The 13,385-nt window shown below is 28.1% G+C and carries 15 protein-coding genes and 1 pseudogene; 10 read left to right on the top strand and 6 right to left on the bottom strand.

Going from position 1 to position 13,385, the window contains the following annotated elements; translation table 11 throughout:
* The first annotated feature begins 214 nt into the window (after positions 1-214).
* Together dph5 and BZ132_RS04860 are read left to right on the top strand one after the other, a co-directional pair.
* Positions 215-1,006, top strand: a complete 792-nt coding sequence (dph5, locus tag BZ132_RS04865; RefSeq protein WP_011406604.1) for a diphthine synthase — start codon at positions 215-217, stop codon at positions 1,004-1,006.
* Between the two features lie 116 nt (positions 1,007-1,122).
* Entirely contained in the window at positions 1,123-1,341 is a 219-nt protein-coding gene (locus BZ132_RS04860) for a hypothetical protein (RefSeq protein WP_011406603.1), read from the top strand.
* Positions 1,342-1,422: 81 nt separating this feature from the next.
* On the opposite strand, the gene BZ132_RS04855 is transcribed toward BZ132_RS04860, so the two are convergent.
* The gene (locus tag BZ132_RS04855) at positions 1,423-2,142 is read right to left on the bottom strand and encodes a hypothetical protein (protein ID WP_011406602.1); all 720 of its coding nucleotides are present in this window, start codon (positions 2,140-2,142) and stop codon (positions 1,423-1,425) included.
* A 562-nt stretch (positions 2,143-2,704) separates the two neighbouring features.
* Between BZ132_RS04855 and hdrC the strand changes: the two are divergent.
* The 7 genes and pseudogenes from hdrC to BZ132_RS04820 all read left to right on the top strand — a co-directional run.
* Positions 2,705-3,271 (top strand): annotated as a pseudogene (gene hdrC / locus BZ132_RS04850) (CoB--CoM heterodisulfide reductase subunit C); the annotation flags it as partial.
* A 31-nt stretch (positions 3,272-3,302) separates the two neighbouring features.
* Positions 3,303-4,196: a CoB--CoM heterodisulfide reductase subunit B gene (gene hdrB, locus BZ132_RS04845; protein ID WP_011406600.1), complete on the top strand. Its 894-nt coding sequence runs from the start codon at positions 3,303-3,305 to the stop codon at positions 4,194-4,196.
* A gap of 247 nt (positions 4,197-4,443) precedes the next feature.
* Positions 4,444-4,731 (top strand): DUF749 domain-containing protein, encoded by a 288-nt coding sequence (locus BZ132_RS04840; RefSeq protein WP_011406599.1) that lies wholly within the window; start codon positions 4,444-4,446, stop codon positions 4,729-4,731.
* A complete protein-coding gene (locus tag BZ132_RS04835; protein WP_011406598.1) occupies positions 4,721-5,269 on the top strand; it encodes a DUF2096 domain-containing protein in 549 nt (182 codons plus the stop codon). The genes BZ132_RS04840 and BZ132_RS04835 overlap by 11 nt, the downstream gene beginning before the upstream one ends.
* 176 nt (positions 5,270-5,445) lie before the next feature.
* Complete coding sequence (locus BZ132_RS04830) at positions 5,446-6,117, top strand: metallophosphoesterase (protein WP_011406597.1); 672 nt, start codon at positions 5,446-5,448, stop codon at positions 6,115-6,117.
* A gap of 10 nt (positions 6,118-6,127) precedes the next feature.
* Complete coding sequence (locus tag BZ132_RS04825; protein ID WP_112149617.1) at positions 6,128-7,456, top strand: phenylacetate--CoA ligase family protein; 1,329 nt, start codon at positions 6,128-6,130, stop codon at positions 7,454-7,456.
* Between the two features lie 11 nt (positions 7,457-7,467).
* A complete protein-coding gene (locus BZ132_RS04820; protein WP_011406595.1) occupies positions 7,468-7,899 on the top strand; it encodes an amino acid-binding protein in 432 nt (143 codons plus the stop codon).
* Positions 7,900-7,919: 20 nt separating this feature from the next.
* Here the strand turns inward: BZ132_RS04820 and thiD are convergent, their stop codons facing one another.
* From thiD to BZ132_RS04805, 3 genes are all read right to left on the bottom strand, one after another.
* On the bottom strand, positions 7,920-8,699 hold the full coding sequence (gene thiD / locus BZ132_RS04815) for a bifunctional hydroxymethylpyrimidine kinase/phosphomethylpyrimidine kinase (protein WP_112149616.1): 780 nt from the start codon (positions 8,697-8,699) through the stop codon (positions 7,920-7,922).
* Positions 8,677-9,363, bottom strand: a complete 687-nt coding sequence (cofC, locus tag BZ132_RS04810; RefSeq protein WP_112149615.1) for a 2-phospho-L-lactate guanylyltransferase — start codon at positions 9,361-9,363, stop codon at positions 8,677-8,679. The genes thiD and cofC overlap by 23 nt, the downstream gene beginning before the upstream one ends.
* 73 nt (positions 9,364-9,436) lie before the next feature.
* On the bottom strand, positions 9,437-9,748 hold the full coding sequence (locus BZ132_RS04805) for a heavy metal-binding domain-containing protein (RefSeq protein WP_011406592.1): 312 nt from the start codon (positions 9,746-9,748) through the stop codon (positions 9,437-9,439).
* A gap of 256 nt (positions 9,749-10,004) precedes the next feature.
* On the opposite strand from BZ132_RS04805, the gene proS reads away from it, so the two are divergent.
* On the top strand, positions 10,005-11,414 hold the full coding sequence (proS, locus tag BZ132_RS04800) for a proline--tRNA ligase (protein ID WP_112149614.1): 1,410 nt from the start codon (positions 10,005-10,007) through the stop codon (positions 11,412-11,414).
* A 99-nt stretch (positions 11,415-11,513) separates the two neighbouring features.
* Here the strand turns inward: proS and nifU are convergent, their stop codons facing one another.
* Both nifU and BZ132_RS04790 read right to left on the bottom strand, forming a co-directional pair.
* A complete protein-coding gene (gene nifU, locus BZ132_RS04795) occupies positions 11,514-11,900 on the bottom strand; it encodes a Fe-S cluster assembly scaffold protein NifU (RefSeq protein WP_011406590.1) in 387 nt (128 codons plus the stop codon).
* A gap of 14 nt (positions 11,901-11,914) precedes the next feature.
* The gene (locus BZ132_RS04790) at positions 11,915-13,150 is read right to left on the bottom strand and encodes a cysteine desulfurase family protein (RefSeq protein WP_048059872.1); all 1,236 of its coding nucleotides are present in this window, start codon (positions 13,148-13,150) and stop codon (positions 11,915-11,917) included.
* Positions 13,151-13,385 lie beyond the last annotated feature (235 nt).

Genomic DNA, 13,385 nt, shown 5'->3' with positions numbered 1-13,385 from the left:
AAAAGAATCTATTTTTTTTAATATATAAAATAAATTAACTTAACAAAGAAACTAGTTTTTTAATATAACAATTTTATTTTAATATAAAAAATTATGTATTATTAGTTATATACTTAATATTTAGATAACTATTTATTTTTTGTAAATGGTTTTAACTTTTTTAAAAATTAATTAAAAAAATATTTTTAATTTTCTTATAATGAGGTGTATTTAATTGTTATATTTTATTGGTTTAGGATTATTTAGTGAAGATGATATTTCATATAAGGGTTTTAAAGCTCTTAAGAGTGTTGATTGTATTTATGCTGAATTTTATACTGCTAAGTTAATGGGTGGTAATATTGATAATTTAATTGAAAAATTAGATGTTCCATTTATTACATTAAAACGTGAAGATGTTGAAGATGCTAATGTTATTATTAAAGAAGCAATGACTAAGGATATTGCTTTTGTTACTGCAGGTGACTCTTTAATGGCAACTACTCATACAGAATTATATGTTGAAGCTATTAATAAGGGAATCAAAACACAGATTATACATGGTAGTAGTATTTTTTCTGCAGCTCCAGGTATCAGTGGTCTTCAAGCTTATAAATTTGGTAAAACAACCACTGTTCCTTTTCCTGATGAGAATTTCTTTCCACATTCACCATATGATGCTATTAAATTAAATTCTCAAATGGGTCTTCATACACTTGTATTACTTGATATTCAAGCTCATAAGGATAGATATATGACTGTTAATCAGGCATTAGATTATTTATCTAAAGTTGAATCTGAACGTAAAGAGCATGTATTTGATGATGATCGTATTGTTATTGGTATTGCTCAAGCTGGTAGTAAACATCCTATTGTAAAGGGTGGTAGAGTTAGTGATGTAAAGAATTTTGATTTTGGTAAACCTTTACATTGTATAATAGTTCCTGCTAATTTACATTTTATTGAGGCTGAGGCATTGATTACATTAGCTGATGTTGATAAAGAGTTACTTAAAGATTTTTTATAATTTTTTCATAAGTATTTTATATTGTGTTTTTCATATAATATAATTAGATATTTAAAAAAAATATTTAGTTGGTAGAAGGTAATAAATAATATAAATAAATATGAGAAGTGTTTAAATTGAACTACTCAGAGGATAGATCTGTAGAATTTATTAAGGGTACTCATATATCACATGATGTTTATAAAGACATTCAATTTATTCATGATAAAAGAACATGTTTTTATCAAATAATATGTACAAAGCATGATAACACACAATGTTTTGTTTATATAGGTTATGATGGTGCTACTGCCAGGCGTACATATAATCGAATTATTGCTCAAGCTAGTAAATAATGTGTTTGATAATAGAGTATCTTCCTTTTTTTATTTTTTTTAGGAAAACTAGTTTTATTTTAAAAAAAGGTTTATGGGAGTTTAATATAGTTGTGTATATTTTTGTAGATAGTTTTGATAATTTTTATCAAGTAATCTATGTAATGTCATGATTTCAGGATTTGTTGCTGCTTTTTGTTCTGTTAAATTTCTTAGTGTTTTATTTTTTATGTTTTCTTGAATTTCTTTTATTGTAAAATTTAATTGATTTATATTTTCTTGTTCTAGGTTGTCTGTTATTTTATAGTTTTCTTGGGGATATATGTTTGTACTTGTCATTAGATTGTTATATTTTGCTTCATATATTGCACGGGATGTGTCAAATAAGTCAATTCCAAGGTATGCTAGTATTGGTATGATTTGTGTTGTTGCAAATGGAAAGTACAATGTGGTGTTTGGATTTATATTTTCTCTAGTTTTGATTATTATATCTAGTAGACTTTCTGGATTTCTTTGTAATTCATCTGTATTTGCAAACATCAATGTTCTGTATCCAAGTTTTTCTAATTCCATTGCACATTCTACTCTAATATCAGTATATTGTGCTCCTTGTATAACTGCAATTTTATCTTTATTTTCTTCTTTTTTTGCAAGTTCTATTGTTTGCTCCATGTTTTCTTGTGCTATTTCCTTTTGTATTTTAAATGGTGTTGCTATATTTTTAACAATATCTACTATATTATAGTCTATTATATGAGGTGTTTTATATTCTCGCCATTGTCCTTGTCTTGAGGGTCCATCATGTGAAATAATCTTTAACATTTTCTATTTTTTCTCCCATATTATTTTTTTTCTACTTATTATTTTGTTTTTTATAGTATATTTTTATTAGTACAATAATTGGTGTAATCTTTTAGGTAACACAACTTATTTTTTTTGATATATTTATATAATAAATACAATTAATCTATTAATAGAAATTTATAATTAATTAAGCTGTAAATTTCTACAAGTTAACTATTAAAAATTTATCCTTCTGGTCTATGAATACATTAATCTCTAATAGATTAGGGATAAAATAGACAAACAGAAGGAATAAAATCTTAGTAACATTAAATATGGTTTGAATATAATAAATAACCTAAAAAGATGGTGCTATGATTAAATAAACCCATAGACTATGGGAGCTAGCTCGATTAATTTAAACTATACTAGTTTATTACTCGGGAATTTCCAATCTTTAGGTTGGAGAGTAAGTCAGCCAATATTGTTGATGAATTAGGTGCATTAACATCATCTAGAAATATCTTTTTTTAGATGTAAAATTAAATTCTTAGCTTTATAAAAAATAATTTTTTTATATTGTGTATTTTATCAATGGAGTGAAAAAATGACATTATTAAATGAAAGTGAATACTTAATTACTGATAAAGATGTAGATCCTACATTTAAAGATGAAATAATGGCAAATGGATCTGAAAGTTTAGCAATTTGTTACCAATGTGGAACATGTTCAGGAGCATGTCCTTCTGGTAGAAGAACTCCTTACATGATCAGAAGATTAGTAAGAAAAGCATTAGCAGGATTAAAAGATCAAGTAATTTCAGACGATGCAATTTGGATGTGTACAACCTGTTATGAATGTCAAGAAAGATGTCCTCGTGATATTAAAATTGTAGAAATTGTAAAAGCAATCAGAAATGTAGCAGCACATGAAGGTTACATGGCATTATCACATAAAAAAACCGGTTCATTTGTTGCAAAAACTGGTCATGCTGTACCAATTAACGACAAAGTAAAAACTTTAAGAAAAGAAATTGGTCTTGATGAAATACCAGCAACAACCCACAAATTCCCAGAAGCATTAGAAGAAGTACAAACTTTAATCAAAGCTACTGGATTCGATGAATTAATAGGCTACGATTGGGCAGCTGGAGACATAAAAGAATAAATTTCAACAATTTAATAAGGAGGATAATAATATGGCATATGCTTACTTTTTAGGATGTATAATGAACAACAGATACCCTGGTATTGAAAAATCTACAAGGGTACTTATGGACAAATTAGGTGTAGAATTAACAGATATGGATGGAGCTTCCTGTTGTCCTGCACCAGGTGTATTTGGTTCTTTTGATAAAGAAACCTGGGCAACAATTGCAGCAAGAAACATAACAATTGCAGAAGATATGGGAGCAGACATCTTAACAGAATGTAATGGATGTTTTGGTTCACTTCATGAAGCAAACGACTTATTAAAAGAAGACAAAGAATTCAAAGAAAAAGTAAATGGTTCTTTATCTGAAATTGGTCGTGAATTCAAAGGTGAAAGTAACGTAAGACACTTTGCAGAAGTATTATATAACGATATAGGTCTTGAAAAAATTGCAGAAGCATTTGAAAAAGACTTAAATTTAAATGTTGCAGTACACTATGGATGTCACTTCTTAAAACCTAGTGATGAAATAGGTATAGACAATCCTAAAAACCCTAAAATATTAGATGAACTTGTAGAAATTACAGGAGCAAAATCTGTACCATATGCAGACAAAATGATGTGTTGTGGAGCAGGTGGAGGTCTTAGAGCAAGAGATCTTGATGTTACAACAAGTTTTACCCATGAAAAACTTGAAAACATGAAAGCAGCAGGCGTAGATGCAATTGTTGATGTATGTCCTTTCTGTCACATGCAATTTGATGTAGGTCAAACAGAAGTAAATGAAAGATACAATACTGACTTTGCAATACCTGTATTACACTTAGCTCAATTATATGGATTAGCAATGGGATTATCTCCTGAAGATTTAACACTTGATAAACAAGTAGTTGACCCAGCTGAATTAGTTCAAAAAATGAACACACCTAGAGAAGAATAAGTGTTTACTTTAAAATATAACTTTAAAGTTATATTTTTCTCCCCTAACCTCCCATTAATAACATACTACTTTTATTTTTAGAAATATAAACTCTTTTTAATTAATTATATATGGGTTATTTTATCATGAAAAATCAATACCTTTATTAAATTAGAATAAAATAAAGATACTTATAGTAATATGAAAAAAATAAAGTAAAAAAATAAAGATATGAATTTAAATTAAAAATTATAAGGAGTTATTTTATATGCAAAAATTTATTGTTGGATTAGTAGGTGTATTCACACTAAAGGATTTACCAGAAGATTATGAGAAATTTGTAGAATATAAGGCAACAATTGATAAAAAAGAATTAGATGATACAGTGCCTATTGCTATACTACAAGTTAAGGATACAACAAGTTATCATGTTTTATTCCTTGATTCATATAATTCAATGGAAGAAATTGATAAGGAAATTGAAGAATCATTAGATGGTGAAATATACAACTTCAATGTAAGAAACATATTAGAGGGTCATTTAAATGGTCACTGATAACAAAGATCCATTGGAGTTAAGATGGACAGTTCTTGATCATTTATTGAAGAAATTAATAAAATCATATGAAGTACCACAAGAAGTTATACAAAATCTTCAATATGCAAGAGCATTAACCAACTTTTATAAGGATGATCCAACTGAACCTGATAGGGCAAAAGAATTACCACGTATAGATTCTCTATTAAATGAGGTAGAACAAACTTTACTTGATATTGCACAGATTGAAGGTGAAGACTTTGTTAAAGATTGGGAGAAGAAATTGTTTGATGCATCCCAGGGAAAAGAAGTATTTAAAAATGTTAAAATTCAATCTAAATTTATTCCAGGAATGCCTGCAAACTTCGATTTCATTAGATTTAATTTCAAAGAACCTGTTCAAGAAGAAAGATTTATGGAAATATGTGAATATGAAAATGTTATTATAGAATTTGATGATAATGATGTTTCAGTATTTGTATTTGGTGAGAAAGATAACATACAATGTGCACTAAAAGAAATGAGTCCATTTTTCCATGAACAGATGCAAGGATAATTCTTTTATATTAAAATATATTTCTAGATGTATGTGTTACTTTAGAAATATACACTCTTTTTTTTTAGTTTTATATATTAGCTTATTTTTTTATGATATTATACTAAAAGTTATTAACTTTAAATTAGAAAATTTTAATTATATAATTTTAGTAACTTTTATGGGGATATATTATAATGAAAATATTAGTACTTACAGATATTCATGGATCTCCTGATAAAATATTTAATTATTTAGATAATAATTCAGTAGATTCTATTATAATCACTGGGGATATTACAGATTTTGGCCCTGAGGATTATTTTGTTGAAATACTCAATAAATTTAGTAATTATGCAAATGTATATGCTTTACAGGGAAATTGTGATCCTGCTAATTCACCAGATTTACTTGATAAATCTAACATAACTAATATACATGATAATGTTTCAAATATTGATGAGATGATAATACTTGGTTTTGGTGGATCTAATCCTACACCATTTGATACACCAAATGAATTTAGTGAAGAAATATTATATGAAAAATTAAGTAAATTCAATAATCAATTAAGTTCTGATTCATTCACAATACTTGTAACTCATGCACCTCCATATGATACAAATGCAGATAAAATAGAATCAGGAGTTCATGTGGGAAGTAAATCAATAAGAAAAATCATTGAAGAAACACAACCTACATTAAATCTATGTGGTCATGTACATGAATCAATAGGACAAGACACTATAGGAAAAACAACAATAATAAATCCTGGTGATGCTGGAAATGGACATGCCTGTCTAATTGAATTATCCAAAGAGGATATAAAAAATAAAACATTTAATTTAAATATATTTACAATAGAATGAGGAAACAATCATGGCAAAGTTTAAAGAAGAAGATGTTTACATATTCAACAAAGAAAGAGAATGTATGACTCGTGAAGAATTCAGAGAATTACAACTAAGAAGACTTAAAAAAGTAGTAAGATATGCATATGATAATGTGAAATTTTACAGAGATTTATATGATGCACATAATGTATCACCTGATGATATTAAAACATTAGAAGATATACAATTACTACCATTTATAACAAAAGATGATTTAAGAAATACATATCCTTTTGACTTACAAGCAGCACCTAAAGAAGACTGGAAAGAAGTACATTCAACAAGTGGTACAACAGGAATTCCTACAGTAGCAGCATACACACAAAAAGATCTTGATATATGGGCTGAAGTAACAGCACGTGGACTTGCAAGTGTAGGAGTACATAAAAATAGTATTGTAAACATAGCATATGGATTTGGACTATTTACTGGTGGTCATGGAGCACAATATGGAGCTCAAAAAATAGGAGCACTAGCAGTACCTATGTCTTCAGGAAATACAAAAAGACAATTAAACTTCATACATGATTTCCCAGCAGACTTTTTATGTTGCACACCTTCATATGCATTGTATCTTGCAGAATCATTAGAAAAAGAAGGTCATAATCCAAAAGATGTATCTCTTAAAGGTGGAGTATTTGGGGCAGAAATGTGGTCTGAAGAGATTCGTAATAAATTAGAAGAAAAATTCGATATATCTGCTCAAAACATCTATGGATTAACAGAAGTAATGGGACCTGGAGTGTCAACAGAATGTCATATAAAAGAGGGTATGCATATTGCAGAAGATCATTTTTATCCAGAAATAATAGATCCTGAAACTCTGGAAGTACTACCTGAAGGAGAAGAAGGAGAAATAGTTTTCACTTCCCTTACAAAAACAGGTATGCCAGTTATAAGATACAGAACAAAGGATCTTACTTCTTTAAACTATGAAAAATGTAAATGTGGACGAACAACAGTTAGAATGAATAGAATCACTGGACGTAGTGATGATATGCTTAAAGTAAAAGGAGTAATAGTATTCCCTAAACAAATTGAAGAGGTAATTATGGAAATGAAAGAATTATCTCCAGCATATCAAATAGTTGTATCTAGACCAGATACATTAGATGTAATAGAAGTTCAAGTAGAAATTGATCAAGTTAATTTCTCAGATTCAATGATGGACTTAGAAGCATTTAAACATACAATAGCTAAAAATATAAAAGAAGCTATTGGTATTGGAGTAAAAGTAACTCTAGCAGAACCATACTCTCTTCCTAGAAGTGAAGGAAAAGCAGTACGTGTAATTGATAAAAGAAATTTTAATTAAGGGGTGTGAGTATGCCAATTAAACAAGTATCAGTATTTCTAGAAAATAAGAGTGGAAGATTACATAAAGCATTGTATACTTTAAAATCTTATAATATAGATATTAGAGCTTTATCCATTGCAGATACATCAGAATTTGGAATTTTAAGAATGATTGTATCAAATCCAGATAAAGCTAAAGATGCACTAGAAAAAGAACAATTTGCAGTTAGTTTAGCTGAAGTTTTAGCAATAGAAGTAGAAGACCAACCAGGAGGTCTTGAAGCTGCATTAGATTTAATAAATGAAGAAAATATCAACGTGGAATACATCTATGCTTTTGTAGAAAAGAAAACTCAAAAAGCTTTAGTTGTATTAAGAACTGAAAATAATGATAAATCTCAAGAAATTTTAACTAGTAATGGTTTTTCATTATTAAATCAGGATGAAGCATATACATTGTAAGTATATGCTATTATTTTTTTTTAGAATTCTATATTTTTCCAGAATTGATATGGTGTTTTATTAAATCCATATTTTATACTGTTTCTAATAAATTCATTACTTTTTTTACATGATTCATATAAATTATAGCCTTCTATTAATCTACTTGTAATTGCTGAGGAATATATGCATCCTGTTCCATGGGTGTTATCTGAATTTATTAATTTACCTTCAATTCTAAATATTTCATCATCACAATAGAGTATATCATTTCCTTGCATATGTCCGCCAGTAATTACAACAGAATTATCTTTACTTAATTTTTCTGCAACAGATATCATATCTTCCTCAGATGTAATTGTTTTATTTGATAATTTTTCTGCTTCATGTATATTGGGTGTAATAATAAATGAATTTTTAACTAAATATTTATTCATATATTCAATAAAAGACTTACCAGTTAAATCACCACCAGACTCAGAGACCATAACAGGATCAACAACAGCCCTTAAATCATACTCCTTAATCTTTCTAGATACAAGCTTTATAATATCACCAGAATATAACATACCAGTCTTAATATATCTAATTGGATAAACAGATAAAATTTCATCAATTTCAGATTCAATTAAATCTAAATCAACACCACCAATACCAGTAACACAATATGGATTTTGAGCAGTAACTGCTGTAACTACACATGTTGCATAAATACCATGAGCATGAAATGTTTTACAGTCAGCAATAATACCAGCTCCACCAGAAGGATCAAGTCCTGCAATAGTCATACTACATTTTTTATTCATTTTTTCTATAGACATAAAGTCGCTCCTTTCCATGATTACTTTCAACACCAATATTTAAATTACTAAGATAATTATATGTATGGGTATTTCTTCCATGTAATAAAATCTCACCTAAATCCTCAGGAGTATTAACATCCAATGATAAATAAAAGGAATCATAAATATTAACATCTAAATTATTATTTTTAGCCTCTTGAACATGTTTAAAGAAACTAAATGCACCAAATAATGGCTTATAATTATATTCTCTATTTATGTATAATAAATTAGTACCACCACCCTTTGATGGTGAAATAATAAAATCATCCCTATTTTTGAGAATATACTTCATATTTCTAGAGTTAAAAAGTGGAATATCAGCTGGTAATATCATAACACTGTAATTATCATAATTTTTAATAATATAACTAATAACATCACTAATAGCATTATTTAAAAAATCATGTTCATGTTCTTTTTCCTTAAAAACATTTAAATTAAGATATTTTGCATAATTTAGAACATATTCATCCTTACTAGTAACTATAATATCAGATACATGATCTTGAATATTACTAACAATATCTTTCAACATGACTTTTAGTAGATTAGTTCTCTCACTTTCAGATAAAAATGGAGAAAGACGTGTTTTAGAATTATTAAAACTAGATACAGGTATTATAGTAATTATTTTATTCATAATTAATTATTGTCTAAAAAAATAAATATATTATTCTAAAAAAAATAGAATTTTTAATAAAAAAAGATTAATTTCAATCTGTAAATTTAACAGCAGTTCCATAAGCTAAAACTTCAGCAGACTCAGGACTAACAGAACCAGTACCATAACGTATCATTACAATAGCATCAGCATTTAATTTAGTAGCATGTTCAACCATTCTATCTGTTGCTGTAGTACGAGCTTCTTCCATCATCTTAGTATATTCACCAAGTTCTCCACCAACAATATTCTTTAATCCCTGTGTAAAATCCCTTACAATATTTTTTGATTGAATACAATTTCCACGTACAAGACCAATAACTTCATATTCATGTCCAATATTTTCAGTTGTGCACAATAACATTTTTAATAACCTCTAGTGATATTTTTTTTATAACAAAAGATATGTTCATGTTTGTTTTTAAATTATTATTTTATAATTATTAGTATCTATTGTTGTTTTTAATTAAATATAGTTTTTATATTTTTAGAATATATTTTTTCTAAAATTTTATTATTGTTAAAAAACATAACTATTTATAATAACTTTTTTATTTTTTAGATTTAACTCTAATTTTTATCTAATTAACATATCAAAAAAAAGTAGTATAGGTGACTTTATGAAAAATTTTAGTGAATGGTTTCATAACATATTAGAAGAAGCAGAATTAATGGATGCCAGATATCCTATTAAAGGTATGAGTGTATGGCTACCTAGAGGTTTTCAAATAAGAAAATATGCACTTAATGCCCTTCAAGAATTGCTTGATAAAGATCATGAAGAAGTATTATTTCCAATGTTAATTCCACAAAGTGAATTAGCAAAAGAAGCAATACATGTTAAAGGTTTTGAAGAAGAAGTTTATTGGGTAACAAAAGGTGGAAAACGTGATCTTAATGAACATTTAGCACTAAGACCAACAAGTGAAACATCTATTTATCCAATGTTTTCTCTATGGGTACGTTCACATATGGATTTACCAATAAAAGTGTATCAAACAGTTAATACATTCAGGTATGAAACAAAACATACAAGACCATTAATAAGAGTACGTGAAATAACAACTTTCAATGAAACACATACTGCTCATGCAACAGAAGAAGAAGCAGAAAAAGAAGTTATGGAAGGTATTGAAATATATAAGACCTTTTTTGATGAATTAGGTATTCCATATTCCATCAGTAAAAGACCAGAATGGGATAAATTCCCAGGTTCTAAATATACAATGGCATTTGATATGATTATGCCTGATGGTAAAACATTACAAATAGCTACAGTACATAATCTTGGAACAACATTTGCACATACATTCGATATACAATTTGAAAATGAAGATGGAACACATGATTATGTTCACCAAGTATGTTATGGTTTATCAGATCGTGTAATAGCTTCTCTTATTGCAGCGCATGGTGATGAAAAAGGACTTAGTTTACCACCAGTTGTAGCACCAGAACAGGTAATTATCATACCTATTATTTTCAAAGAAAATCAAGATGTTGTTTTAAATTTCACTGATAATCTTGAAAAATTATTAAAAAATAATGGTATTAGAGTAAAACAAGATAAACGTGAATTAAGACCAGGTAAAAAATATTATGAATGGGAAAAACGTGGTGTTCCATTAAGAATAGAAGTTGGACCTAGAGATATAGAAAATAATACTATTGTAATAAATAGAAGAGATACTGGTAATAAGGAATTTGTTGATTATGATGAAAATACTATTGTAGATGTTGTTAAAGATAGATTAGATAGTATTACTCATGATATGAAGGAAGCTTCAAATAAATTCCAAGAAGAAAAAACATTTGCCATTGAAAAACCAGAACAAATTAAGAAAACAATCAATAAAAAAGGTGGAATCATAACATGTAGTTGGTGTGGTGAAACTGATTGTGGTAAAGACATGGAAGAAAAATTTGATATTGACGTACTTGGAACTCAAGAATCAGATTTAGAAAACAAAACATGTATTAACTGTGGTAAAGATGCCAGTTATAAAGTTTTAATTTCAAAAACTTATTAATTTCTCCTATTATTTTTTATTTTTTTATAAAACTAGTAAACTTTTTTTTTTAAATAAATTAATTCATATCTATTAAAGAAGATTAAAGGATGAATAATATTATAATTCACCTTTTTCTTTTTTTTCTCTGTAATTTTCAATAGCAGCTTGAAGAGCATCTGCTGCTAAGTTAGAACAGTGTAATTTAATTGGTGGTAGACCATCTAATTCATCTGCTACATCGTTTCTTGTAATATGATATGCTTCATCAACATCCATTCCAATAGCCATTTCTGTTATCATACTGCTTGTAGCAATTGCTGCTCCACAACCAAATGTACTGAATTTTACGTCAGATAATTTGTTGTCATCATCTACTTTTATGTAGATTGTCATTATATCCCCACATACTGGGTTTCCCACAGTTCCTTCACCATCTGGATTTTTAATTACTCCAGTATTTCTTGGATTTGTGTAATGATCTACTACTTTATCACTATATTGCATATTTAATCACCTATTTAGTATCTGTCTATATCTTCATCTTCTAATGGTTTTTCAAATCTATCTCCAATATATTCATCTGTTTCATTATCCCATAATGGTGATAGTTCTCTTAAGTAATCTACTACTTTTTTAATTGATGCTACTATGTAGTCTACATCATCAATTGAGTTTTCTGGACCTATGGATAATCTTAGTGATCCGTGTGATAGTGCTGGTTTTACTCCAATAGCTGCAAGTACGTGTGATCCTTTAAGGTCATGGGTTGAACATGCTGATCCTGTTGCTCCATCAATTCCTTCATTGTCTAATCTTAAAATTAAGGATTCTCCTTCAATTCCTGAGAATCTAAAGTGTACATTGTTTGGTAATCTTTTTTCAAGACTTCCATTTACATATGCATCTTTAATTTGGCTTGTTACTTTTTCAATTAATGCATCTCTAATTTCTTTGTTGTGTTGCATTCTTGTTTCTAGATTTTCTCTTGCAAGTTCTGCTGCTTTTCCTAATCCTACAATTCCAGGCATGTTTTCTGTTCCAGATCTTAATCCTTTTTCTTGTCCTCCACCATGCATGAATACTTCAAATCTTACACCTTTTTTAATGTAGATTGCTCCTATTCCTTTTGGTCCGTTGATTTTATGTCCAGATAAGGATAATATATCGATGTTTTGGTCTTTTACATCTACAGGTATTTTTCCTGCACTTTGAACTGCATCAGAGTGGAATAATACGTTGTGTTTGCGTGCTATTTCCCCTATTTCTTTTGTTGGTTGGATTGTTCCTATTTCATTGTTTGAGTGCATTATTGTAATGAGGATGGTACTTTCTTTTATTGCATTTTCAAGGTCATCTAGACTTATTAATCCATCTTCGTCTACTGGTAGGTATGTTACTTCAAATCCAAATTTTTCTAGAAATTTACATGTTTCTAGTACTGCTGGGTGTTCTATTGTTGTTGTGATTATATGGTTTCTTGGGTTTTTGTCTGTTGCTTTTTGAATTTCACTTAGTGCTACTCCTTTTATTGCCATGTTGTCTGATTCTGTTCCACCACTTGTAAATGTTATTTCATCAACATCTGCATTGATAAGGTCTGCTACTTGTTGTCTTGCTTTGTCTAATGCTTTTTTTGCATCTACTCCTAGACGATATAATGTTGATGCATTTCCAAATTTTTCATTAAAGTATGGTAACATTTCTTTTAATACTTCTTCATCTACTGGTGAAGTTGCTGAGTTATCCATATAAATTAGTTCATGTGCCATGTTTTTTTTCTCCCTATGTGTTATTTTTATTTGATTATAATATAAAATTTAACAATGTTATTCTTTTTTTCACATTGTTATTTATTAATAAAAGTAGTATTTAAACTTAATTATTATATTATCATACAGTATTTATAGTATATAAATGAAGAATATTTTATTATTAAAAATAACATAATAATATAATTGTACTAAGAAACATTAAAGAGTATTAAATATA

It is taken from the genome of Methanosphaera sp. DEW79, assembly GCF_003266085.1.
Taxonomy (GTDB): Archaea; Methanobacteriota; Methanobacteria; order Methanobacteriales; family Methanobacteriaceae; genus Methanosphaera; species Methanosphaera stadtmanae.
Note: the sequence above shows the minus strand (reverse complement) of the source record. Positions and strands in the feature narration are given on the sequence as shown.